We start from the raw sequence: 26,343 nt of genomic DNA on the forward strand, positions 1-26,343 counted from the left end.
TTGCATCCTCAATCACAGCCTAAAGTTGAAATGTTATAATATAACAAAAATTACAATTCAACTCTCCGCTGAGAAAGAGTGAGTAACAGTATGAGGAAGCAAAAGGCCACCGACGGGTGGCCTGTGAGGGCTGTCAGGCGGCCATTTTCAGGCACGCATCCGCGCAGGCATTGCAGGCGCGAGCGCAATCCTGACAGTGCTGATGTTCATGTCTGGCACACTCCTGCGCGCAGGCTTTACACAGTTCCACGCAGAGTCGACAGATCTGGCTGGCATAGTCGCTGCCCAGCGCCATAAACTGCGCCGCCAGACGGCACATCGCGGCACATTGCGTATCCAGCCGGATACAATTTTTCATCATGTCGACATCCTGTTCTTTCAGACAGGACGCAGCGCAGTAATCGCATGCCGCCGCGCACGCGTAACACATTTCAATACATTCACGGTACTCTTGTTGCATAACTCGCTCCTTATTTTATTAACGGGAGTAGATAAGTCTGCACAGAATGCCTCACCTCGCCAGGTAACAACGCCGTTTTATTGATTTGCCCCCGACGGGCGAGGCGCGCATAAAACGTAAGCGCATCGCGTATTGAGAGGGAAAAAAACGCATAACGAATACTAATAAGTTTTTCTTTCGTGCAGGACAAATTCTTCTCGCTTGCCAGACAAACGCAGAGAGCGGATAGTCGACTGCCGGAAATCAATAACGCGCTTTCGTTCTCTTATTTTTGGCCGGACCAGGTGATTTCCGCACCATGAAACCGCCTGCGCCATTTCCCTTTTATTTCTTATCAAGGAGAGTACTGATGTTTAAAAACCGGTTTCGCCGGACGGTGCTTATCGCCGCTACGATGATGCCCTTCGTTGTTGGCAGCGCATCGCTTTGGGCGCAGGCGCAGCCAGACGCACAGCAGGTTCAGCAGAAGCTGGCGGCGCTGGAAAAACAATCGGGGGGGCGTCTGGGCGTTGCGCTAATTAATACCGCCGATAATTCACAACTGCTGTACCGGGGTGACGAACGGTTCGCGATGTGCAGCACCAGTAAAGTGATGGTCGCCGCCGCGGTGTTAAAACAAAGCGAAACCCGCCCCGCTATTTTGCAGCAAAAAATACCGATTAAAAAAGCCGACCTGACGAACTGGAATCCGGTAACGGAAAAATATGTCGGCAAAGAGATGACGTTAGCTGAGCTAAGCGCAGCGACGCTGCAATACAGCGACAATACCGCCATGAATAAACTGATTGCGCATCTGGGCGGTCCTGGCAAGGTCACGGCATTCGCACGCTCGACGGGCGATACCACTTTCCGTCTGGATCGCCAGGAACCCGAGCTGAATACCGCCATTCCGGGTGATGAACGCGACACCTCCTCGCCGCGGGCGATGGCTGACAGCCTGCGTAACCTGACGCTGGGCGATGCGCTGGCCGACACGCAGCGTGCCCAGCTGGTGGCATGGTTGAAAGGCAATACCACCGGCGGTCAAAGCATTCGCGCCGGCGTTCCCGCCCACTGGGTAGTTGGCGATAAAACCGGCGCCGGAGAGTATGGCACCACCAATGATATCGCGATTATCTGGCCGGAAAATCGCCCCCCGCTCATTCTGGTGACCTATTTTACGCAGCGACAGCAGGATGCGAAATGGCGTAAGGACGTGCTTGCCGCCGCGGCGAAAATCGTTACGGAAGGCCGTTAATAACACAGAGCGTCTTATTTCAGCAGATACCAGGCGGCATCTGCTGAGAAAACAGCGCCTCGCTGGAGAATTGGTCTACACTAAAAATGAGTGAATTATCTCTCACCAGTCAACTAAACAAGGATGCGCTCGATATGAAAAAAATTGCTTTCGCAACTACCCTGCTTGTCTCTGCCTTCTCTTTCAGCGCTATCGCCGCTGACCAGGTTTCAAAAGAAGAAGTTGATCACTTCAAGCTGGAAAAAGTGGGAACCGTTAACGTTTCGCAGAGCGGCGGCGCTATTTCCTCGCCAAGCGATCTTCGTGAAGAGCTTTCAAAACTGACGGATGAAAAAGGCGGGAAATATTACCATATTATTGCCGCCCGTCAGCATGGCCCTAATTTTGAAGCGGTCGCCGATATTTATAACGACGCCAAAAAATAAGCTCATATCTGGCATTAAACCACGCTATATGGCGTGGTTTTTCCTGCTGCCGCAAAAGAAAAAGGCCCGGATATTTATCCGGGCCTGTAAAATTTGGGCCGCCATCGAGGCCTCGAACCCCGTTCCCTACAACAAAAGTCGTTCGCTCTTCCTGATGAGCTAATGGCGGTTAGCCGTTACCTTTAACTGATTAAGAATTTACCTATCAGTGATAACGGCGTGGATGATACATAACTCACATAACCCATGCAATACCTGTGGTCTGAAGAAAATGGTCATTACTATTCGTTTGCTTATTATTTGCGCTGATGCGGGTCATCACCATAAGTAAACGATTTCAGTTTAACCTTAAGGCAGGGTCATCATTGTTCTGCCAGGCTTATCCCTTTTGCTTATGAGGATTCATACGATGAGACGTGTATTTATGTCTATCTTCTCAAGCCCTGAGTCGTTGCTGCAGGTGATGAGCCAGCAGGAAATTATTGAGGCCGTAGAGGATGGCGATCGCATCATTATCGACCAGGATGGTAATGCTTCAGTCAACTTCAAAAGCAGAGAGGTGCGTCAGGACTTCCTGCGCCATGTTAACGCCCTGAAGAGGGCTTAATATGGGTACGGCAATATTTATGGTGCTGATGGTGTGCGGCTACTGGTACACCAGCCGCGACCTTTCCACCCGCTTTAAAATTAAGCGCTCCTTCGGCTGGGACGTCTATTTTCTCGTCGCGCTGTATGGCTGCGTCTTCGTTTTACAGGGCGTCATTGCCACCGGGCTGCTCTGGCTGTTACTGCTTGCGCTTTCTGCCGCTGACAATACCTATCACTTTACGTCGCAGCACTACGCCAACTGGCAGGTTGAGTTTATGAACTGGAGCTTTCTTGGCATCCAGGCACCGGTGGTGGTCATGCTGGCATTCGCTATTCTGTTCTGTCTTTATCGTTCTAACTGGGCGGGCAGCGCCCGGCTGGATGGCGAAGGCCGCAAACAGCTGTATAAACGCCTGGCGCGATCGAGCGGTATTGAACAACTGCTCTATCAGTGTATGGAGGAAGGCGAACTGGCGCTGGTCACGCTGAAGTCACGACGAATTTATGTCGGCATGATCCATACCGCGACGCTGGAATATGAGAAGACGGCAAATATCGTCCTGATCCCGATGCTGAGCGGCTACCGCGACGGAAAGAAGATGGATCTGTGCATTGAGCACAATTACAGCAGATGGTATGCCGAGCATGATATTACGCTCGATTCAGAACCCAAAAGCGCTATGGCTTTCAGAAAGGTGATTATGCTGGATCAAATTGAAAGTCTTTCACTCTTCGATCCCGCCAGCGCCAGCGCGCTGTCGCTGGCGCAGCGCTCAGAGTAGCGCAGCAGAACCGGAGCTTATCGCACAATAAAAGGTGTATCCTCTCGCCTGCGCAAAATAAAGTTTGTGCAGGCATTCTTCTGATCACGCCAACCGAAAGTTATTCATTATCCGCATCTGTCTGACTATTTACCCTCGCCCCGGCAAATAAAAAATTTCACACGGCAAGGGCATGATCGTAAAATACACCAGGATTTAAGGAAAGTAATTCACAGGAATTATAATATTCCTGTTAGCAATTAAATAAGGACATCTATATGTTGACTCAATATGACATCAAAAGAAATAGAGCGCCATCCAAATGGAGAACATTCAAAAGATTACTGTCCCGAAAAAGCCTTCCGTCGTTTGTTTATCGCTTAGATGGCCGCGACCCGCAAGTTATTGCGCAAACAGGCTTTCAGCCATGGAATCCTCAGGGAAACATAAATATTTTTGAACATGTCAAAGGTGTGCTTGATACAGGCAACGCAGCAAAATTACAAAGTCAATATGTATCGACATCTTCATTTCAGGCATATTCACGTTTTGGCGATGGTCGAATGGGTGAAATGCTGACCAGATCGCGTATTTATAAAATAGATACCCATATAGCCTTAACAACCGGAGAATTCTTTGATGTGAATGATATGTTTGACAGATTTAGTCAAACTAATAATTTCCGGGCGCAAAGAGAATGGTCAAAGCTGGGCGGGATTCCGGCAAACGCTGTTATTGGCTTTATGAGCGGGCTTGATTTCTTTAATAATGTCATATTAGTTCCCGCCCCCCAGGAAGATGAATTAAGATGGGAACCCATGCCCGCCCGAATTTAGCCTCATGATGATAATGGCCAGCGCGCTGTCGCTCAGAGTGAATTAAGACGGGCCGCGAGCAGAGAACATTGCTCGCGGCACTTTCTGCGGCCAGAACGCTCAGGTATTTCCTCATGGCAGATGGAAAATCTTCGCTCTGGCCCCCCTCTCAGCATAATGACTACATGAACGAACCATAGCCCCACACTACGATAAAAAATAAAAACGCGCCCGACAGCCATGCCAGAATGCTAAAAACATGGCGTAATCCCTTTTTATTTTTTTTATAAACGGCCTGCCAGATAAATAACAGCGTCAGCAATGCCCCTGGAATGACAAGAAATATCATTAAAAGAAAAAATACAAGCGGTCCTGGATTACTCATACACTTATCCTTGTGTAGAAATTAATATTAATCAATACTTAATCATCCAAACGCCACTGTTGCAAGAAAAATTTACATATATTAATCCTATTTAATCGTCACGTAGTTTGAAATAAGGACACGACGCTAAGCGTGCAAAAAATAGGGTAACACGCAAAAAAACGGGAACCAGCCGGCTCCCGTTATTGTTTAACCCAGAGACTGGATTACATATTGGCGATAATCGCGTCGCCAAACTCTGAGCATTTCAGCAGTTTAGCGCCTTCCATCAGACGCTCGAAGTCATAGGTCACGGTTTTCGCGGCAATTGCCCCTTCCATGCCTTTAACAATCAGGTCTGCGGCTTCGAACCACTGCATGTGGCGCAGCATCATCTCAGCGGAAAGAATAATGGAGCCCGGGTTTACTTTGTCCTGACCTGCATATTTCGGCGCGGTGCCGTGGGTCGCTTCGAACAGCGCGCACTCGTCGCCGATGTTCGCGCCCGGCGCGATACCGATACCGCCGACCTGCGCCGCCAGCGCGTCGGAGATATAGTCGCCGTTCAGGTTCATACAGGCGATAACGTCATATTCCGCCGGACGCAGCAGGATCTGCTGGAGGAACGCATCGGCAATCACGTCTTTAATGACGATCTCTTTGCCGGTGTTCGGGTTGTTGATCTTCACCCACGGACCGCCGTCAATCAGCTCGCCGCCGAACTCGTCACGCGCCAGCTGGTAGCCCCAGTCTTTAAACGCGCCTTCGGTGAACTTCATGATGTTGCCTTTGTGCACCAGGGTCACAGAGTCACGGTCGTTGGTGATGGCGTATTCAATTGCCGCGCGAACCAGACGCTTGGTCCCTTCTTCAGAGCACGGCTTAATACCGATACCGCAGTGCTCAGGGAAGCGGATTTTCTTCACGCCCATCTCTTCGCGCAGGAATTTAATTACCTTCTCCGCGTCCGCAGAGTCCGCTTTCCATTCAATACCGGCGTAGATGTCTTCGGAGTTTTCACGGAAGATAACCATGTCGGTCAGTTCCGGATGTTTCACCGGGCTTGGAGTGCCCTGGTAATAGCGTACCGGACGCAGGCAAACGTACAGATCAAGTTCCTGACGCAGCGCCACGTTCAGCGAGCGAATGCCGCCGCCAACCGGGGTGGTCAGCGGGCCTTTAATCGCCACGCGGTATTCACGAATCAGATCCAGGGTTTCAGGGGGCAGCCAGACGTCCTGACCATAAACCTGGGTGGATTTTTCACCGGTGTAAATTTCCATCCAGGAGATTTTACGCTCACCTTTATAGGCTTTCTCGACCGCGGCATCGACCACTTTGAGCATGGCAGGGGTTACATCAACACCGATACCGTCGCCTTCGATAAACGGGATAATCGGATTCTCAGGAACGTTGAGTTTGCCGTTTTGCAGGGTGATCTTCTTACCTTCCGCCGGAACAACTACTTTGCTTTCCATTCACCTCTCCTTCGAGCGCTTCTGGTTTGCTCGTCTGTCATCGCGCTGCATGTGCCATTGCGTCCTGCTGCACGAATGCGTTAGAGCAATTTTTTGTTAATGTTTTGTAATGAGCATGTCAATACTACCCTAATGTTCGCCGCCATGAAAGACGCTCGTGATTAGGCTATAATGCGGCAATTGATAAGTTCTGAAAATACCATGCAAAAAACTTCTTTTAGAAATCACCGGGTTGAGCGATTCAGCCAACGACAAGTCACTAAGCGGCGTAGGGAAAACCAGCCAAAACGCGTGGTTTTATTCAATAAACCTTACGATGTTTTGCCTCAGTTTACTGACGAGGCGGGACGCCGGACGCTGAAGGATTTTATTCCCGTTCAGGGGGTCTATGCCGCGGGTCGCCTTGACCGGGACAGTGAAGGGCTTCTGGTGCTGACCAACGACGGCGCGCTGCAGGCGCGCCTGACGCAGCCCGGCAAGCGGACCGGCAAAATCTACTTTGTGCAGGTTGAAGGCGACCCCACGGCGGAAGCGCTGAACGCACTGCGCAATGGCGTCACGCTGAACGATGGTCCCACCCTGCCCGCCGGCGTCGAGCTTGTAGCGGAGCCTGACTGGCTATGGCCGCGCAACCCGCCGATCCGCGAGCGAAAAACCATCCCTACCCGCTGGCTGAAAATCACCTTATATGAAGGGCGTAACCGGCAGGTGCGGCGTATGACCGCGCATGTCGGCTTTCCGACGCTAAGGCTGATTCGCTACGCAATGGGCGATTACACGCTGGATAATCTTGCTAACGGCGAATGGCGGGATATTACCGGAGAATAAAGGATAAGCCATGTTTAAACCGCACGTTACGGTCGCCTGCATCGTCCATGCAGAAGGCAAATTTTTAGTTGTCGAAGAAACTATTAACGGCAAAGCGCTGTGGAACCAGCCTGCCGGCCATCTGGAGGCTGACGAGACGCTGGCGCAGGCCGCCGCGCGCGAACTGTGGGAAGAAACCGGCATCCACGCGCAGCCTCAGCACTTTATTCGCATGCATCAGTGGATTGCGCCGGACAAAACGCCCTTCCTGCGTTTTCTGTTTGCCATTGAACTTGCCAATATGTGCGACACCGAACCCCATGACAGCGATATCGACTGCTGCCGCTGGGTCAGCGCAGAGGAGATTCTTGCTGCGCCGAACCTGCGATCGCCGCTGGTGGCCGAGAGTATCCGCAGCTACCAGCGAGGCGAACGTTATCCGCTGGCGCTGATCGGTGAGTTTAACTGGCCATTTACAGAGGGTGTCAACTAAAAGGGGTGCGTGCTAGAATACGCCGCCTTGAAGTTCAATGTCGTGAGTATTCCAATGTCTGAAAGCCCAAAAAAAGTGATCGTCGGCATGTCCGGCGGTGTCGACTCCTCTGTTTCCGCCTGGCTGTTGCAACAACAGGGTTATCAGGTAGAAGGTCTGTTCATGAAGAACTGGGAAGAGGACGACGGTGAGGAATACTGCACCGCGGCGGCCGATCTGGCCGACGCGCAGGCGGTCTGCGACAAGCTCGGTATTGAACTGCACACCGTCAATTTTGCCGCAGAGTACTGGGATAACGTCTTTGAGCTGTTCCTTGAAGAGTACAAAGCGGGACGCACGCCGAATCCGGACATTCTGTGCAATAAAGAGATCAAATTTAAAGCGTTCCTCGAATTCGCCGCGGAAGATTTAGGCGCCGACTATATCGCCACCGGCCACTACGTGCGCCGCGCCGACGTGGACGGCAAAAGCCGCCTGCTGCGCGGGCTCGACGGCAACAAAGACCAGAGCTACTTCCTCTATACGCTGGGTCATGAGCAGATCGCGCAGAGCCTGTTCCCGGTCGGCGAACTCTCCAAGCCGCAGGTGCGTAAAATCGCCGAAGATCTGGAACTGGTCACCGCAAAGAAAAAAGACTCCACCGGCATCTGCTTTATCGGCGAGCGTAAGTTCCGCGAATTCCTTGGCCGTTATCTGCCCGCGCAGCCGGGCAAAATCGTTACCGTCGACGGCGACGAGATTGGTCAGCACCAGGGACTGATGTATCACACGCTGGGTCAGCGTAAAGGACTTGGCATCGGCGGCACCAAAGAGGGCACCGAAGATCCGTGGTACGTGGTGGACAAGGACGTTGAGAACAACATCCTGATTGTCGCTCAGGGGCACGATCATCCGCGCCTGATGTCCGTCGGCCTGATCGCGCAGCAGCTCCACTGGGTCGATCGCCTGCCGTTCACCGGCACAATGCGCTGCACGGTGAAAACCCGCTATCGTCAGACCGATATTCCCTGCACAGTGAAGGCGCTGGACAATGACCGTATTGAAGTGATTTTTGACGAGCCGGTGGCGGCGGTGACGCCGGGTCAGTCGGCAGTGTTTTACAACGGCGAAGTGTGCCTCGGCGGCGGCATTATCGAACAGCGTTTACCGCTGCCGGCATAATTTTTACCTCACCAATAACAAGGAAGCAGTGAACGTGGCAAAAAATTACTATGACATCACCCTCGCACTGGCCGGTATTTGCCAGTCGGCACGCCTGGTGCAGCAGCTGGCGCACCAAGGGCACTGTGATGCCGATGCGCTCCACGTCTCACTCAACAGCGTTATTGATATGAATCCCAGCTCGACGCTGGGCGTGTTCGGCGGCAGCGAGGCCAATTTGCGTCTCGGTCTGGAAACCATCCTCGCCGTGCTTAACGCCAGCAGTCGTCAGGGACTGAACGCGGAGCTGACCCGCTATACCCTGAGCCTGATGGTGCTGGAGCGCAAACTCTCCGCCGCCAGAGGCGCGCTCGACACGCTGGGCGATCGCATCAACGGCCTGCAGCGCCAGCTTGAACATTTTGACCTCCAGTCAGAAACGCTGATGAGCGCGATGGCGGGGATTTATGTCGATGTCATCAGCCCGCTGGGGCCGCGCATTCAGGTGACCGGTTCGCCAGCCGTACTGCAAAGCCCGCAGGTGCAGGCAAAGGTACGCGCCTCACTTCTGGCCGGTATTCGCGCCGCCGTGCTCTGGCAGCAGGTTGGCGGGGGCCGTCTGCAGTTAATGTTTTCCCGTAATCGCCTGGCCACACAGGCAAAACAAATTCTTGCTCATTTAACCCCGGAGTTGTGATCTATGGAATTATCCTCACTGACCGCCGTTTCCCCTGTCGATGGACGCTACGGCGATAAAGTCAGCGCGCTGCGCGGGATTTTCAGCGAATACGGTTTGCTGAAATTCCGCGTACAGGTAGAAGTACGCTGGCTGCAAAAACTGGCCGCGCACGCAGCGATCAAGGAAGTTCCTGCTTTTGCTGCCGACGCAAACGGTTTCCTCGACGCAATCGTGGCTAACTTCAGTGAAGAAGATGCCGCACGTATTAAAACGATCGAGCGCACCACCAACCACGACGTCAAGGCAGTTGAGTATTTCCTGAAAGAAAAAGTGGCGGATATCCCGGAACTGCATGCGGTTTCCGAATTCATCCACTTCGCCTGCACCTCGGAAGATATCAACAACCTGTCGCACGCGCTGATGCTGAAAACCGCGCGCGATGAGGTGATCCTGCCGTACTGGCGCAAAATGATCGACGCGGTGAAAGATCTGTCCGTACAGTACCGCGACATCCCCCTGCTCTCCCGAACCCACGGGCAGCCGGCGACGCCGTCCACGATGGGTAAAGAGATGGCGAACGTGGCTTACCGCATGGAGCGCCAGTTCCGCCAGCTGAACCAGGTGGAAATTCTCGGCAAAATCAATGGCGCCGTCGGTAACTATAACGCGCATATCGCGGCCTATCCGGAAGTCGACTGGCATCAGTTCAGCGAAGAGTTCGTTACCTCGCTGGGCATTCAGTGGAATCCATACACCACCCAGATTGAACCGCACGACTATATCGCCGAGCTGTTCGACTGCGTCGCCCGTTTTAACACCATTCTGATCGATTTCGATCGCGACGTCTGGGGCTACATCGCCCTGAACCACTTTAAGCAGAAAACCATTGCCGGCGAGATTGGTTCTTCCACTATGCCGCATAAGGTTAACCCTATCGACTTCGAAAACTCCGAAGGCAACCTGGGTCTGTCAAACGCCGTTCTCCAGCATCTGGCCAGCAAACTGCCGGTGTCGCGCTGGCAGCGCGATCTGACCGACTCCACCGTTCTGCGTAATCTGGGCGTGGGCATTGGCTATGCGCTGATCGCGTATCAGTCCACCCTGAAAGGGGTAAGCAAGCTGGAAGTGAACCGCGATCGTCTGCTGGACGAGCTGGATCATAACTGGGAGGTGCTGGCGGAGCCGATTCAGACCGTGATGCGTCGTTATGGCATTGAAAAACCGTACGAAAAACTGAAAGAGCTGACCCGCGGCAAACGCGTTGATGCCGAAGGTATGAAGCAGTTTATCGATGGTCTGGCGCTGCCGGAAGAGGAAAAAACGCGTCTGAAAGCGATGACCCCGGCGAACTATATTGGCCGCGCGGTGACGATGGTCGATGAGCTGAAATAAGCCATACGACCAGGCCGATGTGATGGACACCTCCCACCTTACGGCATCATTAGTGCCAGACTGAGGTGTTAACTTCAGTTCCCAGGGGGAGGTGTCCACATGAATATTAAACGTATTGGCCTCGATCTCGCAAAGCTGGTTTTTCAGCTTCATGGCGTTGATCACCATGAACGCGTTGTTCTCCGTAAAACACTGCGCCGTTCACAGATGCTTGTCTTTTTCGCCCGGCTTGAGCCCTGTCTTATTGGTATCGAAGCCTGCGGCTCCTCGCATTACTGGGCCAGAGAGTTGACCCGACTCGGGCACTCTGTCCGTATTATCCCGCCCCGGTTCGTTAAGCCTTATCTGAAGGGCAACAAAAACGATGCCAATGATGCCGAAGCTATCTGCGAGGCCGTCAGCAGGCCCGGTATGCGCTATGTTGCCGTTAAATCTGAAGCGCAACAGAGCATGCAGGCAGAGCACCGGGTTCGTGCCCGCCTGCTTCGCGACAGAACGGCGCTCAGCAACGAGATACGCGGCATGCTGGGCGAGTTTGGCCTTGTGCTTCCTGTCGGGCTTGCCGCGCTCAGACGAGCCCTGCCGGAGATACTTTCTCAGCAGGAACAATGGGATAACCGCTTTATCCGTCTGCTGTGCGAGTTAGCGGAGGAATTGCAGATACTGGATGACCGACTGGCGCGTTATGACCGGCGGCTTAAACAGCTGGCGCAGGACGATGACCGTATCAGGCGGCTTCAGGAGATCAGCGGGATTGGCCCGGTAACCGCCAGCGCGCTGGTTGCAGCAGTGGGTAATGCAAGACAGTTTAAAAACGGACGTGAAATGGCGGCCTGGCTGGGGCTGGTTCCCGGGCAGCACTCAAGCGGCGGAAAAAACCGGCTGGGTCACATCAGTAAGCGGGGTGACAGCTACCTGCGAACGCTGCTGATCCACGGAGCGCGTGCAGTACTGAATGCCTGCGGTAACAAGGAAGACCGTCGAAGCCAGTGGCTGCAGTCAGTGGCAGAAAGACGTAACAGGAATGTCGCAACGGTCGCCATGGCGAACAAAAATGCCCGTATCGCGTGGGCCGTGCTGAGTCGGGAAGAAGAATATCGCGTGATGTAGAACGAAACGGTAAGAGTGAGAGAAAAGAATAATCCTGTCGTGAGATTGCAGAGTCATTAAGCACAAATGTGTAACAGGTAAGACCGACACCTGAAAACTCCGGTTTATCCGAAGGCTCCCTGCGAAGCAAAGCCGTCAGGCCGAATGGAACCAGGTGTGCAGATAACATCATGGCCGGGCACGACGGTGCCGAAAGAAAGGCCGGATATACGAAAGCATCTTACTCCCGTTACACAAAACATGATTAGTGGCTTGCATAACGGGAGGTGTCCATATACGGATAACGATGCCAAAGCATCCGATCCGGCCAGCCATTCTCCCGATGCCGGAGTCCATCCGGCATTTCCCTCCCCCTGGTTTATAAAATGTTTATCCCCACAGCAACATAATCAGCGTTAAACTGTCCATACCGTTAACTGAGGGAGAAAAGATGATGCGCGTTCTGGTTGTTGAGGATAATGCGTTACTACGTCACCACCTGAAGGTGCAACTTCAGGATGCGGGACATCAGGTTGATGACGCGGAAGATGCCAAAGAGGCCGATTATTATCTTAACGAGCATCTGCCAGATATCGCGATTGTCGATCTCGGGTTACCGGATGAAGACGGCCTTTCCCTGATCCGCCGCTGGCGCGGCAATGACGTTTCTCTGCCGGTGCTGGTGCTCACCGCGCGTGAAGGCTGGCAGGATAAAGTGGAAGTGCTGAGCGCTGGTGCGGATGACTACGTCACTAAACCTTTCCATATCGAAGAAGTGGTGGCGCGCATGCAGGCGCTGATGCGTCGCAACAGCGGCCATGCTTCGCAAATTATCTCTATCCCGCCCTTCCAGGTCGATCTCTCGCGCCGGGAGCTGTCGATCAACGATGAGGTGATCAAACTGACCGCGTTCGAATACACCATTATGGAAACGCTGATCCGTAATAACGGTAAAGTGGTCAGTAAGGACGCCTTGATGTTACAGCTCTACCCGGACGCAGAGCTGCGGGAAAGCCATACCATCGATGTACTGATGGGGCGTCTGCGCAAGAAAATTCAGGCGCAGTATCCGGACGATGTCATTACCACGGTGCGTGGTCAGGGTTATCTTTTTGAACTGCGCTAATGAATAAACTGTTGCGTCATCTTTTCCCGCTCTCCCTGCGCCTGCGCTTCCTGCTGGGTACCGCGGGGGTGGTGCTGGTGCTCTCGCTGGCCTATGGCGCGGTTGCGCTGGTGGGCTACAGCGTCAGCTTTGATAAGACCACGTTTCGCCTGCTGCGCGGCGAAAGTAACCTGTTTTATACCCTCTCGAAATGGGAAAAGCAGCAGATCCACGTCGAGCTTCCGGAAAATCTCGACATGCAAAGTCCCACCATCGCCCTGATTTACAACGAAAACGGAAAACTCCTGTGGGCCCAGCGCAACGTTCCCTGGCTGGTTAAGCTTATTCAGCCTGACTGGCTAAAAAGCAACGGCTTTCATGAAATAGAAGCGGATATTGACGCCACCAGCACCCTGCTAAACGACGATCACACGATTCAGGAGCAGTTAAAAGAGGTGCGGGAAGATGACGACGATGCGGAAATGACCCACTCGGTGGCGGTGAACGTCTATCCCGCGACGGCGCGTATGCCGCAGTTGACGATCGTCGTGGTCGATACCATCCCCGTTGAGCTTAAACGCTCTTATATGGTCTGGAGCTGGTTTATCTATGTGCTGGCGGCCAACCTGCTGCTGGTGATTCCCCTGCTGTGGGTCGCTGCCTGGTGGAGCCTGCGCCCGATCGAAGCGCTGGCGCGCGAAGTGCGCGAGCTGGAAGAACACAATCGTGAACAGCTAAACCCGGAAACCACCCGTGAGCTGACCAGTCTGGTACGCAACCTGAATCGCCTGCTGAAGAGCGAACGCGAACGCTACGACAAATATCGCACCACGCTTACCGATCTTACGCACAGCCTGAAGACGCCGCTGGCCGTGCTGCAAAGCACGCTGCGTTCAATGCGCAGCGAGAAGTTGAGCGTCAGCGAAGCCGAGCCGGTTATGCTTGAGCAGATCAGCCGTATTTCCCAGCAGATCGGCTATTACCTGCACCGCGCCAATATGCGCGGCGGCATGCTGCTCAGCCGGGAACTACATCCGGTCGCGCCATTGCTCGATAACCTGACGTCGGCGCTGAACAAGGTTTACCAGCGTAAAGGCGTTACCATCAACCTCGATATTTCACCGGAAATCAGCTTCGTCGGCGAACAAAACGACTTTGTCGAAGTGATGGGCAACGTGCTGGATAACGCCTGCAAATATTGTCTGGAGTTTGTGGAGATCTCGGCGCGCCAGACCGACGATCATCTGTACATTGTGGTGGAAGATGACGGGCCGGGAATTCCTCAAAGCATGCGCGATTTGGTGTTCGATCGCGGCCAGCGCGTGGATACCCTGCGGCCAGGCCAGGGGGTGGGTCTGGCGGTTGCCAGGGAGATCGCCGAACAGTATGACGGCAGAATTATCGCTGGCGACAGTTTACTGGGCGGAGCGCGTATGGAGGTCATTTTTGGCCGACAGCAGCCGGGGCAGAAGGACGGCTAAGGCAACGCGAAGCAATAAATATGCGCTAACTGCATTCATCCTGTTACGCATCCGTTATAATCGGTGGCAACCAACAGCCTGTGGATGCGCAAAATGGAATATCAATTACCCCTCAACTGGCCCGACTTTCTTGAACGTCACTGGCAAAAACGCCCGGTGGTGTTGAAGCGCGGCTTTAATAACTTCATCGATCCCATTTCGCCTGATGAGCTGGCGGGACTGGCGATGGAAAGCGAAGTTGATAGCCGTCTGGTAAGCCATCAGGATGGCAAATGGCAGGTCAGCCACGGTCCGTTCGAAAGCTATGACCATCTCGGCGAGAGCAACTGGTCGCTGCTGGTGCAGGCTGTTAACCACTGGCATGAGCCCACCGCCGCGCTGATGCGTCCCTTCCGCGCCCTGCCGGACTGGCGGATTGACGATCTGATGATCTCCTTCTCTGTGCCGGGCGGCGGCGTTGGTCCGCATCTGGACCAGTACGATGTGTTTATTATTCAGGGAACCGGCCGCCGTCGCTGGCGCGTGGGGGAAAAGCAGCAAATGAAGCAGCATTGTCCGCATCCGGACCTGCTCCAGGTCGATCCGTTTGAAGCGATTATTGATGAAGAGCTGGAGCCGGGCGATATTCTCTATATTCCACCGGGCTTCCCGCATGCAGGCTACGCGCTGGAAAACGCGATGAACTACTCCGTCGGCTTCCGCGCGCCGAATACCCGTGAGCTGATCAGCGGTTTCGCCGACTTTGTGCTGCAACGTGAACTGGGCAGCACCTACTACAGCGACCCGGACCTGCCGCCGCGGGAGCACCCGGCCGACGTGCTGCCGCAGGAGATGGACAAGCTGCGGGCGATGATGCTCGACCTGATTAACCAGCCGGAGCACTTCAGGCAGTGGTTTGGCGAGTTTATCTCCCAGTCGCGTCATGAACTGGATATCGCGCCGCCGGAACCGCCGTACCAGCCGGACGAAATCTACGATGCCCTGAAGCAAGGCGATGTGCTGGTGCGTCTCGGCGGGCTGCGGGTACTGCGCATCGGTGATGAGGTGTATGCCAACGGCGAGAAGATCGATTCTCCACACCGTCCGGCGCTGGAGGCGCTCGCCAGCCATATCGTGCTGACCGGCGAAAACTTTGGCGATGCGCTGGAAGATCCCTCTTTCCTGGCGATGCTGGCAGCGCTGGTCAACAGCGGCTACTGGTTCTTCGAGGGGTAAGATTTACGTGGATGCCTGATGATTGCCGGATGGCGCTTCGCTTATCCGGCCTACAAATCCCGTAGATACTGTTATCGCCTGCAAGCTTTTTTATTTTCCGCCTTACCAGATTGCAGGCATACCAGTCACAGCGCCGTCAGGCGCTGTTTTTTCATCCCTTCCACCATATTTTACGCTGCTACCGGATTATGCCGGGACGCATCGAACGGCACGCCTGACTTCAGAACACCGTACGCCACCTGCGCCAGCTTGCGCATCATCGCACCGATTATCACTTTCCCTTTTTTACCGTTCCCTGCCAGACGGTCACGGAACGCTCTTCCCCATTCCGTTTTACTTACCGCCACCATCGCAGGCATATACAGCGCCCTGCGAAGCGACGCATGTCCGGCTTTACTCATCCGGCTGGCCCTGTTCACACTGCTGCCTGATTCATACCGCCGCGGCGTCAGACCCGCAAAAGCGGCGAACTGCCTGGCATGGGTGAAGCGCTCCTTCAGACCGGTATAAGCCAGTAATACCGCGGACGTTTTCTCCCCGATGCCCGGGATACTTTCCAGCAGCTTCCTGCGGTGCTTCATATCCGGGTCATCATCCGTCAGGTCCTTTATCTGCTTTTCGATGCGCTTAAGTTCGGCATGAAGCCACAGCAGATGGGCGTCTATACTCGGACGCTGCACCTCACGCGCTGTCTCCAGGCGGTTCAGCTCCTGCGTGTGCATGTCCGTCAGCGACTGATGGCGCAGCACCAGAGCCCGCAGGGCCCGTTCAACCGGATGCGGGGCTTCCCACGCCGGAGGGCGCTTCTGACGACAGAACTCTGCCAGCATACGGGCATCCACTGCATCGGTTTTGCTGCGCAGACCTTCACTCTGTGCAAAGGCTTTACCCAGGGCGGGGTTGATGACGGAGACGGTGTAACCGGCATCACTGAGATGAGCGGCAACGTCTTCCATATACGTACTGGTGGCTTCCATGCAGATATGTGCCGGTGCCACGCGATGACCGCTGAGCCAGCGGAGAAGTTCGTCGTGGCCCTTCGGGGTGTTGGCAAATTTTTTGCTGCGGTGACGGCCATCAGGCCGCAACACATCGACATCCAGCTTAGCTTTAGAGACATCGATACCGATAAAATGAAGTTCCTGTTCCATAGTGAGACCAGCCTTGTGAATGCGGATTACCGGGAAAACCGGTCCATGATACTGTCCGGTTTGTCACTTGTGGAGAACGGCGGTCCGCTGCATAAATCTACGTCACAGGTTATTAGCCTGAGGCCTGATACGGCATGCGGACCGCATGGCAGAGAGAACTGGCCGGTTCTCCCTGCACTGAAGGGATAATACAAGGCCTGATAAGACGCGACAGCGGCGCCATCAGGCTATCCGCCATCAACAAAACTACGGCTGCTTCGCGGTTAACTCAGCGATACGCACAATCACCTGCACCGCCTTCTCCATCCCTTCGAGGGTGACAAACTCATGTTTGCCGTGATAGTTGTAGCCGCCGGTAAACAGGTTCGGGCACGGTAACCCCATAAACGAAAGCTGCGCGCCGTCGGTGCTGCCGCGAATCGGCTTCATATCCGGCTCAATATCGCAATCGCGCATCGCCTGCTGGGCGATAGCCAGAATATGCGGATGCTCAACCACCTTCTCACGCATATTGTAATAGCTGTCTTCAATCACCAGTTCGATGTAGCAGTCCGGATGCAGCCCTTTTCCGACCTTTTTGGCGATCTCCATCATCTTACGCTTACGCGCCTCAAACTGCTTACGGTCGAAATCACGGATGATGTAGTGCATATCGGCACGATCGACGGTGCCTTTCATGCTGGCCAGATGATAAAAGCCCTCATAGCCCTCGGTGGCTTCCGGGCTTTCGTCCGCCGGCACCTCAGCATGAATGCGCGCCGCCAGCGACAGCGCATTGACCATAACCCCTTTAGCGGTGCCGGGATGCACGTTGTTGCCGACGATTTTGATATTCACCGATGCCGCATTGAAGTTTTCAAACTCCAGCTCCCCCACACCGCCGCCGTCGACGGTATACGCCCACTGCGCGCCAAACGCCGCGACATCAAAATGTTTCGCCCCTTTACCAACCTCTTCATCCGGCGTGAACGCCACGCGAATATCGCCATGCGGAATATTTTTTTCCTTCAGCACCGCCAGCGCGGTCATGATTTCCGCAATGCCCGCCTTGTCGTCCGCGCCGAGCAGCGTTTTACCATCGGTGGTAATCAGCGTTTGTCCCAGCAGCTGATGCAGCACCGGGAATATTACGGGCGACAGCACCTCATCGCCAATACCGAGCGCGATATCGCCGCCGCGATAATTTTCAACGATCTGCGGATTGACGTTTTTACCGCTGAAATCGGGTGAGGTATCCACATGGGAAATAAAACCAATGGCTGGGATATCGCCGGGAACGTTCGCCGGCAGCGTTGCCATAAGCGTCCCTTTGTCACTTAGCGTCACATTGACCAGCTCCATCTCTTCGAGCTGTTGTTTGAGCAAATGTAATAATTTCCACTGTCCCTCAGTACTGGGAACCTGTCTTACACCCGCCTTCGATTGGGTATCCAATGAAACGTAGTGTAGAAAACGCTCAAGTAGTTTATCCATGCAGTCACCCTCACTATTTGTGACAACATTATCAGGAAGCCACAAAAGACAAATATTGCGTCAGGTCACTTTTATCCCCGCAAACGAGAATATTTCTCTTCCGACCCTTACTGACTATAACAAGGATTGGCGATTACAGTGGTTTGCCGTAGAATGTCCGCCCTCATTAAGAGTCACCAGGGTGGTCAATCACAAACCCCGCATCGGTCAGCCATCCGTTGCGTCTACATGGGACAGAGTAAAAAATTGAATAAACAACCGCGTTCGCTTTCACCGCTGGTGCTTTTATCCGGCATAAGCAAAAGCTTCGATGGCAAAGAGGTCATTTCCCAGCTGGACTTGACCATCAATAATGGCGAGTTCCTCACGCTGCTCGGCCCTTCTGGCTGTGGTAAAACAACCGTGCTGCGCCTGATTGCCGGTCTGGAAACCGTGGATACCGGCCATATCAAACTGGATAATCAGGATATCACCCACGTTCCGGCGGAAAATCGTTATGTGAACACGGTTTTCCAGAGCTATGCGTTATTCCCGCACATGACCGTATTTGAAAACGTGGCGTTTGGGTTACGCATGCAGAAAACCCCTGCGGCCGATATCGCCCCGCGCGTTACTGAAGCGCTGCGGATGGTGCAACTGGAGGAGTTCGCTCAGCGTAAACCGCATCAGCTCTCCGGCGGCCAACAGCAGCGCGTCGCCATCGCCCGGGCGGTGGTCAATAAACCGCGTCTGCTGCTGCTTGATGAGTCCCTTTCGGCGCTGGATTACAAGCTGCGAAAGCAGATGCAGAACGAGCTGAAAGCGTTGCAGCGAAAGCTTGGCATTACCTTCGTTTTCGTCACCCACGATCAGGAAGAAGCGCTGACCATGTCCGACCGCATTGTGGTGATGCGCGACGGGCGTATTGAGCAGGACGGCACCCCGCGTGAGATTTACGAAGAGCCGAAAAACCTGTTCGTCGCTGGCTTCATCGGCGAGATCAATATGTTTAACGCGACCGTTATCGAACGTCTGGACGCCCAGCGGGTTCGTGCTAACGTAGAGGGGCGGGAATGCAATATCTACGTCAATTTCGCCGTTGAGCCAGGGCAGAAGCTGCATGTTCTGCTGCGTCCAGAAGATCTGCGCGTAGAAGAAATTAACGACGATAAACCCATCGAAGGGCTGATCGGCTACGTGCGTGAACGCAACTACAAGGGTATGACCCTTGAGTCGGTTGTGGAGCTGGAAAATGGCAAGATGGTCATGGTCAGCGAATTCTTCAACGAAGACGATCCGGACTTTGACCACTCGCTCGATCAAAAAATGGCCGTCAACTGGGTAGAAAGCTGGGAGGTCGTACTGGCAGATGAAGAACACAAGTAAGTTCCAGAATGTAGTGATCGTCACTATCGTCGGTTGGCTTGTGTTGTTTGTCTTTCTGCCTAACCTGATGATCATTGGCACCAGCTTTTTGACCCGCGACGACGCCAGTTTCGTCAAAATGGTCTTTACGCTGGATAACTATGCGCGCCTGCTCGATCCGCTCTATTTCCAGGTGCTGCTGCACTCGTTGAATATGGCGCTGATCGCCACCCTCGCCTGCCTGGCGCTGGGCTACCCTTTCGCCTGGTTTCTGGCGAAACTGCCGCAGAAGGTGCGCCCGCTGCTGCTGTTTCTGCTGATTGTCCCTTTCTGGACCAACTCGCTGATCCGTATCTACGGGCTGAAAATCTTCCTCAGCACAAAGGGATACCTGAACGAGTTCCTGCTGTGGCTGGGGGTAATCGACACGCCGATCCGCATCATGTTTACTCCGGGCGCGGTGATTATCGGTCTGGTGTATATTCTGCTGCCGTTTATGGTGATGCCGCTCTACTCCAGCATTGAAAAGCTCGACAAACCGCTGCTGGAGGCGGCAAAAGATCTGGGCGCCAGTAAGCTGCAGACCTTTATCCGTATTATTATTCCGTTGACCATGCCGGGGATTATTGCCGGTTGTCTGCTGGTGATGCTGCCCGCGATGGGGCTGTTTTACGTCTCGGATCTGATGGGCGGGGCGAAAAACCTGCTGATCGGTAACGTGATCAAAGTGCAGTTCCTTAATATTCGCGACTGGCCGTTTGGCGCGGCGACCAGCATTACGCTGACGATCGTCATGGGCCTGATGCTGCTGGTTTACTGGCGTGCGTCCCGACTGCTGAACAAGAAGGCAACAGAAATAGATAATTAGTGCTTTATATTCAAAAGGTTAATAGCAAATTTGGCATGCTTTTTACTGTCTAGTAAACAGCATGCCTCTATCCATAAAATCAAACAGTTGCAATCTAATTTTGGAGAACGTTTTTTCTTCTCCCTTTTAGCAAATCGCTATAAAAAACAACAAATGGCATAAAAATGAGCAATCCTAATCCATGTATGACGGACTGGAGAAAGTATTCGCAAAAGTTAAAATCAACAGTCTGTTGATTTTGAGATATAACTCTCTTTTCTAATATTGACACCTTGGCTTTGCTGGTTGTTAAAATTAGCTTGTTAATTAGTAGTATGGATAGAACTTACACTGTTATTTACTTCTAAAAATGGAATTTATCAATGCTTCCTACATCGCAATTACGACCGTCCGGGACATTCTGCTCCTATTCCGCTGAAACATCAGCAGGCATCAAAAGCGAAATCACACCAACTCAGATAGAAGAAGCGCGGGCCAGTGGTCGTTTATATATCAAAGATTGTGATATTGAGTATCTGCCACAGTTACCAAACGAAATAACATCAGTTACAATCGAAAATTGCAATAACCTGATCACCCTTACAGGATTACCGGTTAATACACAAAACCTGTCCGTCATTAACTGTGAAAAATTACAAATCACAGACATACCATCGACAGTAAAAAATCTACATATTGAATTAACTGATTCACCATTTATACACATCATATCTGAAGGCATCGATGCCCTGACGGTTTGCCACTGCCATATATCTGGAGTGCCAGAGAGTGTCCGTCATCTTGAGATCAGAGGTTACGCCACAGACGGCATAAAAAATGTTCCAAATGGGTTATCATCTCTCAGCATCAATAGTTATACCCCGGAAAATCAGGCCAGAATTGACAGCCTGATATCACCGTCACTGCAGACGCTATCTCTGACTGGATGTAGCAATATTATACTGCCGGAGAAACTGCCGGACAGTGTGAGATCTGTAACCATTCATGTGGAGCAGAAAACTACATGGAACATCGTAGCTGAAGGGGTTCCTGATGGACTGGATCTTGATTTACAAAATGTACTACTCTCTCCGGATGTAATTAAAGAAAAAAACATCACTTTTCAGGGCAACGTACTGGATGCTGCCTTGCATTTTCGTCCGGGAGACATTGTCTATGGGCTATCCTCTCCCAGAGAAAAACTTGTCAACAGCATCAAACTGGTTAACGACTTTTCCAAAAAAGATATTGTAATTCAGAATACATTAACAAACGCAGTATGGGACGCCAGAACCCCCCGTAAATATAAGCAAGACTCGCTTATCAAAAGAGCATTAAATGAACATGAAAGAGGAACAAAATTTAAACAGTGCTTAAAAAATCACAATAATTATAATGTCATCATGGCCGACCTTTCCGTATACAATCGAGACAAGTTATGGGCAAAAACAAGCAAGGCAGGCCTAGAGTTTCAAACATTAATACGCAACAGAACTGTTATGTTTTGTGCGGATGAGCTTGTCAACTCACTCAAACTCATAGCTAACAAGTCAGAGGGCTATGGCCAGAGTATTACCGCCAGCGAATTACGATGGATTTACCGTAATAAAGACAACAGCCAAATAATGAAAAACATAAAATTTTATCTGCATGGCAAAGAGATACCAGCAGAAAGAATATTAGATACACCAGAGTGGAAAGACTACCGTCCAAAATACTCCGGTTCCACATATAAATATTCTTAATGATAGCAAAAAATATATTTTCGATATAATCAATGTTATGATTAAAGAGTATTTCATCAGGGCAGGTAAAAACAGAGTAAATCAGCAAAAGAAGCCTAGTTGATCTTCAGCGATACTGACACTAACTGACGGTTTAAGCGGTCGTATGAAGCAACAGCTTTCCGACGGACTGCCATGCGGATCGTTTACCCTGGGCTATTCAGCCCGTCATCAAGCGGCTCACGAGTACTGAGTTTATCAGGATGATATTGCTGACAATGGTAATTCGTTGACCGATGTGTACTTCACTACATATCGGTCAACACCGTACTGCACGTGCAACATCCCCAAGAGTAGCATCGTTTTTACCAGAGGAGGCAGGACATAGATTGTAAAAAAACTATTTCGATGCATTTACCATTGAGATATTTTCCTTCATACCAAAAGTTCTATCAATTATCGCAAGTGGTTCAACAGGTGCTGTCTTATCTATAACCCAACCACTCTCTGTAACACTTCCTCGTGTGATATATTTTGCCTTTACTTTAACAACTATTAGATAATGCTCACGACTAAACCGATCAGCAACGCTAAGATCCGATGTGTATTCAGGCAATATTCATCCAATACGTACCTGCTGTTGTGCCATATATTCATCTGGTGCTTTTACATTTGGATTTGAATCAGGAAGCCCTCCAGCAGTTTTATATTCAACGATATTTTCAGCTTGAATACCGGTTGTGCCGCGACACAATATGATGTCTGAATCGGACAGTTCTATGTGCCCCTCCTTAATTTTCGAATAAATTTGTTTAATACTATGTTCTGGAGTTGGTACTATTTCAGAAGATAAAGCAGGCAACGTGTCTTCAAGCACCGGAGAATCATCGTATATATCCAACAAATCCTCATCATACCCAATATCTCCTTCTCTTAACTGAGAATACGGTTTATCTATGTATCTAATAACTCCCCCACCATGAAGACCTTCTGATTTATAAAATGTACCATCAGCGTCACGAAAGAAATAAACATTAACCTGTTTGTTATTTATAGAATACCTACCTGAATATAATTCCGAATTTGGCTCCTTAGTTAAATCTACTGATTCCCCCTTGTAGACTATTCTATTTGGTGTCTCTGAAGATATGGGGTTAAAGGATTCTAGATATCTATAAAAACCACCGCCAACTTTCTCATAATACCCATACTTAGAAGAGTTAAGGTCTACTGCACTATATCTATTCCCCCCACGATCCTGTTTCATTTCTAATATTTTAGATTGTTTTTCGTTATATATAAAGTCATTACCATCAATTGACTCAATTACAGAGTAGAAATTAGCATTATTACTCGGATGATAAATAATATTATCATTAATGTTTTTTTCTATATGCTTCAAAGCCTCATATTTTATCTGCAGCGAACGGCTATGTAAGTCAGAGCGAGTGCCAGGAACAAAGTCCATTCCAATACGTACAGCCCCCTGAATATAATCACAGATATTGCTAGATTCTTTTACTATAGCACTATGTAAAATGCTACTTACACCAGACAATGCATTATAACCAGGTACAGCTCCCATCGCCATATTCCAAATTGTACCTAAAAAATGTAACACAGCTCTCCCATCAGGAGAAAGAGAAGACTTATCACGATGATTTGTACTATCATTAATATCGATACTTAACTCAATCAATCCACTTAAGCCTTCTTGAATAACCTTATCAACCCCCAAATAAACTGCTGCCCGCCATTCATATGGGATACTTCTTTTTTGAACTTTTCTATTGCCTCTTTTTGTTTATTATTCTTTTCTGATTTTGACATCCAGCGAGCAGATGATATATTATTAATTTCATGGACAAACTCAAGAATAGTATTCTGAAGCACTTTATTAACATTAAAGATAGATGATAAATCACATTTTGACACAACATTTTCCAATACATCTTTTGTTATAAAATGTTTTTTCGCCCACTCAATCTGTCTATCAACAGCTAATAAAAGCAATTCTTTAGATATTCTGGCATTCCTAGGTTTAGGATTCATACCCTCAGTTATACCATACTTTTTTATTATATTTTCCGCTATTCTATTAACATCATTATGTTTAATTCCCTGTCGTATATTTAACGAATATCGAAGAATATCTCTAATAAGATCATATCTGGCATTAAGAACATCCTTTTTAAGTAAACAATTAGTCAATCCTTTCTTTATAATATTATGGATAACCAATTCAGATATTTTAATACTTTTTTTTCATCTCATTATTGGAAATAACTCTCATTTTTTTACTTTTTCTATATGCGTTCATTGCATCCAGTACAATATCAAAACTTTCCCTCCCGTAAAGAGTATCTACCCCAAAGAGATGTCATTTTTATGATAATGATATAAAACATCACCATAATGTATTTCTTGTAATGGTCTAGCGTTTATTGCAATAGCAGCATTTAATGACTCATGATAATTTTTGTAACCCGCATCATATATTACTAATGGGTGTGCCAATATATCTCTAGCTAATGTTTTAAAAATATCATATTGATTAAATAATCGCTCCTTTATAAAAACTTCAAATGGGGTATGAGAATTTTTACCAGTCCTAATGAAATACTCTTTAATCAAAACATTGATTTTATCAAAAATATATCTTTTTATTATTTCTTTATCTTTTACACTTATTTTATTTCCATTTTGGGTAAAATCTATTATTTTTCCAAAAGCTCCATCATGTTGGTTATTATGTTTTCCGTTAAAAAATATAGATGGTCCATTCCCCGTTAAAAATTCCGGAAGAATATCACCACTCAGCCCCCCCATAAAAGGGGAGAAACCAGAAGCCTTATGTTCCTCAGGATATGGATGGCCTACTGGCAATGCTCTCGGCAATCGAATCCTTGACTCATTATTTATTGTTGGAGAAAAGGTTTGAACATTTCTGGCTGTCACCGCTCCTGATGACATAAACAAATATGTCGTCAATATATTTTTTATGCTCCTTGTCCAATTATTCATAATTTTATGTTCAAATATCTTTTCTTCGGATAATAAATTATATACCTCCGATTGAACTTTTCTTCCTTTATCGATTACTTGCTCTATATCATCTGCAATATAGTTATATGAATTCAACTTTACAGACTTATCAAAAGAGAAATTGTTAAAAATTTCATTATTGTATGATTTTCTATTGCTATCCAACTCTTTATTTATTATGCTCGTGTATAAGTCTATCGATATTTGTTCTTGTATGTCATTATGTAATATATGCTGCAGAAAAAGATTAATAGCAAACTCTTCATTTCCCCGATAAGTTTCTCCATTATATTTTGCATCAATAAAATTTAAATTATGGTCAATTGGAATTAGTATTTTTGGGGGAGCATCATTTTCCATCTTATAGTTATAAGCATATGCTGGTAAAATCTTACATTTTAGAAAGCCATAATCAGTTAAGTTTATTTCCTTCACATAATAATTAATGATTCTTCGGAAAGTTAAGCTTTTCTCATATAAATCATTTAACATACTTCTAATTTTAGAATCAAGATCATCATTAGATGAATAGAAAAAGTTATCATAAATGTTAATGGTGTCATTTTTTTCATCTTTAGCTCTTTTGTCAAAGTCAATATGAGATTGTGTTATTTTATAAAATTGTTCTTCAAATACAGGGTCATTTGTATGTCTGATTAAATGTTTAATATAATTCATTGTGTCCCATGATTTTATAGTTGGGAATGAACCATGAGTACTACTTGTTGACAGTATATAGTTTGTAATTTTCATTAAAATTCCACTTCCTCTTATAACGTACTATGCAATGAATAAACGCCAGTTGAGAGTCTTTTCAAAACAATCATTAATTACGCCATATTACTATAGTAACAAAAACATATTAATCTGAATATCGATTCATAAAATATGATTCTCCACGATTTGTCCAGAAATAACGAACATAATTTTCGTTGTAATTAAAATTATATTTAATCTATAGTGACCATTCACAGCAAAATAAAATCAATTATCACATTCAAAAAAAACACTGACAACAAAGATACTCTTCAGACAAAGTTGTCACATGTAAATCTTCCTTTAAAACGTTGCTCAAGAGAAATATAAAAATCATATGCCCTAATCAACATCCTCAAACACTACGATATATGCTGTATCCTATTCATATATTACCACCGTATCAGACAAATCGAATCACAACGAGTTCTATCGTACTCTTTCATCTTCGACACTGTAAAATTTAAGAACATT

The 26,343-nt window shown here is 49.5% G+C and carries 22 protein-coding genes and 1 pseudogene; 17 read left to right on the top strand and 6 right to left on the bottom strand.

Annotation, left to right across the window (positions count from 1 at the left end; genetic code table 11):
* Window positions 1-133 precede the first annotated feature (133 nt).
* Complete coding sequence (locus tag K7R23_RS20320; RefSeq protein WP_012905510.1) at window positions 134-460, bottom strand: four-helix bundle copper-binding protein; 327 nt, start codon at window positions 458-460, stop codon at window positions 134-136.
* Between the two features lie 349 nt (window positions 461-809).
* Between K7R23_RS20320 and bla the strand changes: the two genes are divergently transcribed.
* The 5 genes from bla to K7R23_RS20345 all read left to right on the top strand — a co-directional run bounded on the left by bla (window position 810) and on the right by K7R23_RS20345 (window position 4,307).
* The gene (gene bla, locus K7R23_RS20325) at window positions 810-1,697 is read left to right on the top strand and encodes a CdiA/SED family class A beta-lactamase (protein ID WP_012905508.1); all 888 of its coding nucleotides are present in this window, start codon (window positions 810-812) and stop codon (window positions 1,695-1,697) included.
* A gap of 134 nt (window positions 1,698-1,831) precedes the next feature.
* Window positions 1,832-2,122: a YdgH/BhsA/McbA family protein gene (locus K7R23_RS20330; protein ID WP_024132623.1), complete on the top strand. Its 291-nt coding sequence runs from the start codon at window positions 1,832-1,834 to the stop codon at window positions 2,120-2,122.
* A 409-nt stretch (window positions 2,123-2,531) separates the two neighbouring features.
* Window positions 2,532-2,729 carry a hypothetical protein gene (locus tag K7R23_RS20335; protein WP_012905506.1) on the top strand — a complete coding sequence of 66 codons (198 nt, stop codon included), beginning with the start codon at window positions 2,532-2,534 and terminating at the stop codon, window positions 2,727-2,729.
* Between the two features lies 1 nt (window position 2,730).
* Window positions 2,731-3,492, top strand: coding sequence for a hypothetical protein (locus K7R23_RS20340; protein WP_012905505.1), 762 nt, complete (start codon window positions 2,731-2,733; stop codon window positions 3,490-3,492).
* Between the two features lie 257 nt (window positions 3,493-3,749).
* Window positions 3,750-4,307, top strand: coding sequence for a scabin-related ADP-ribosyltransferase (locus K7R23_RS20345; protein WP_012905504.1), 558 nt, complete (start codon window positions 3,750-3,752; stop codon window positions 4,305-4,307).
* Between the two features lie 160 nt (window positions 4,308-4,467).
* On the opposite strand, the gene K7R23_RS20350 is transcribed toward K7R23_RS20345, so the two are convergent.
* A complete protein-coding gene (locus K7R23_RS20350) occupies window positions 4,468-4,671 on the bottom strand; it encodes a hypothetical protein (protein ID WP_012905503.1) in 204 nt (67 codons plus the stop codon).
* A 206-nt stretch (window positions 4,672-4,877) separates the two neighbouring features.
* Complete coding sequence (gene icd / locus K7R23_RS20355; protein ID WP_012905502.1) at window positions 4,878-6,128, bottom strand: NADP-dependent isocitrate dehydrogenase; 1,251 nt, start codon at window positions 6,126-6,128, stop codon at window positions 4,878-4,880.
* 171 nt (window positions 6,129-6,299) lie between these two features.
* Here icd and rluE point away from each other — a divergent pair, with 171 nt between their 5' ends.
* The 9 genes from rluE to roxA all read left to right on the top strand — a co-directional run bounded on the left by rluE (window position 6,300) and on the right by roxA (window position 15,529).
* Window positions 6,300-6,956, top strand: coding sequence for a 23S rRNA pseudouridine(2457) synthase RluE (gene rluE / locus K7R23_RS20360; protein ID WP_012905501.1), 657 nt, complete (start codon window positions 6,300-6,302; stop codon window positions 6,954-6,956).
* 10 nt (window positions 6,957-6,966) lie between these two features.
* The gene (locus K7R23_RS20365; protein ID WP_012905500.1) at window positions 6,967-7,428 is read left to right on the top strand and encodes an NUDIX hydrolase; all 462 of its coding nucleotides are present in this window, start codon (window positions 6,967-6,969) and stop codon (window positions 7,426-7,428) included.
* Window positions 7,429-7,482: 54 nt separating this feature from the next.
* Window positions 7,483-8,589 (top strand): tRNA 2-thiouridine(34) synthase MnmA, encoded by a 1,107-nt coding sequence (mnmA, locus tag K7R23_RS20370; protein WP_012905499.1) that lies wholly within the window; start codon window positions 7,483-7,485, stop codon window positions 8,587-8,589.
* A 34-nt stretch (window positions 8,590-8,623) separates the two neighbouring features.
* Entirely contained in the window at window positions 8,624-9,265 is a 642-nt protein-coding gene (gene hflD / locus K7R23_RS20375) for a high frequency lysogenization protein HflD (RefSeq protein ID WP_012905498.1), read from the top strand.
* 3 nt (window positions 9,266-9,268) lie between these two features.
* Window positions 9,269-10,639 (top strand): adenylosuccinate lyase, encoded by a 1,371-nt coding sequence (gene purB, locus K7R23_RS20380; protein WP_012905497.1) that lies wholly within the window; start codon window positions 9,269-9,271, stop codon window positions 10,637-10,639.
* A gap of 99 nt (window positions 10,640-10,738) precedes the next feature.
* Complete coding sequence (locus K7R23_RS20385) at window positions 10,739-11,749, top strand: IS110-like element ISCro5 family transposase (protein WP_012904517.1); 1,011 nt, start codon at window positions 10,739-10,741, stop codon at window positions 11,747-11,749.
* 433 nt (window positions 11,750-12,182) lie between these two features.
* A complete protein-coding gene (phoP, locus tag K7R23_RS20390; protein ID WP_012905496.1) occupies window positions 12,183-12,854 on the top strand; it encodes a two-component system response regulator PhoP in 672 nt (223 codons plus the stop codon).
* Window positions 12,854-14,314, top strand: coding sequence for a two-component system sensor histidine kinase PhoQ (gene phoQ, locus K7R23_RS20395; RefSeq protein ID WP_012905495.1), 1,461 nt, complete (start codon window positions 12,854-12,856; stop codon window positions 14,312-14,314). Before phoP ends, phoQ begins: the two co-directional genes overlap by 1 nt.
* 93 nt (window positions 14,315-14,407) lie before the next feature.
* On the top strand, window positions 14,408-15,529 hold the full coding sequence (gene roxA, locus K7R23_RS20400; protein WP_012905494.1) for a [50S ribosomal protein L16]-arginine 3-hydroxylase: 1,122 nt from the start codon (window positions 14,408-14,410) through the stop codon (window positions 15,527-15,529).
* Between the two features lie 170 nt (window positions 15,530-15,699).
* Here roxA and K7R23_RS20405 read toward each other — a convergent pair whose 3' ends face one another.
* On the bottom strand, window positions 15,700-16,680 hold the full coding sequence (locus K7R23_RS20405; RefSeq protein WP_012904434.1) for an IS110-like element ISCro4 family transposase: 981 nt from the start codon (window positions 16,678-16,680) through the stop codon (window positions 15,700-15,702).
* A gap of 246 nt (window positions 16,681-16,926) precedes the next feature.
* On the bottom strand, window positions 16,927-18,153 hold the full coding sequence (pepT, locus tag K7R23_RS20410) for a peptidase T (RefSeq protein WP_012905493.1): 1,227 nt from the start codon (window positions 18,151-18,153) through the stop codon (window positions 16,927-16,929).
* A gap of 228 nt (window positions 18,154-18,381) precedes the next feature.
* Here pepT and potA point away from each other — a divergent pair, with 228 nt between their 5' ends.
* From potA to espK, 3 genes are all read left to right on the top strand, one after another.
* Window positions 18,382-19,518, top strand: a complete 1,137-nt coding sequence (gene potA, locus K7R23_RS20415; protein ID WP_012905492.1) for a spermidine/putrescine ABC transporter ATP-binding protein PotA — start codon at window positions 18,382-18,384, stop codon at window positions 19,516-19,518.
* Window positions 19,502-20,365 carry a spermidine/putrescine ABC transporter permease PotB gene (potB, locus tag K7R23_RS20420; protein ID WP_012905491.1) on the top strand — a complete coding sequence of 288 codons (864 nt, stop codon included), beginning with the start codon at window positions 19,502-19,504 and terminating at the stop codon, window positions 20,363-20,365. The genes potA and potB overlap by 17 nt, the downstream gene beginning before the upstream one ends.
* Before the next feature lie 362 nt (window positions 20,366-20,727).
* Complete coding sequence (gene espK, locus K7R23_RS20425) at window positions 20,728-22,089, top strand: type III secretion system effector EspK (protein WP_012905490.1); 1,362 nt, start codon at window positions 20,728-20,730, stop codon at window positions 22,087-22,089.
* 379 nt (window positions 22,090-22,468) lie between these two features.
* Here the strand turns inward: espK and espN are convergent.
* Window positions 22,469-25,866 (bottom strand): annotated as a pseudogene (gene espN, locus K7R23_RS20430) (type III secretion system effector EspN).
* Window positions 25,867-26,343: the final 477 nt, after the last annotated feature.

The organism is Citrobacter rodentium NBRC 105723 = DSM 16636 (assembly GCF_021278985.1).
In the GTDB taxonomy this organism is placed as follows: Bacteria; Pseudomonadota; Gammaproteobacteria; order Enterobacterales; family Enterobacteriaceae; genus Citrobacter_A; species Citrobacter_A rodentium.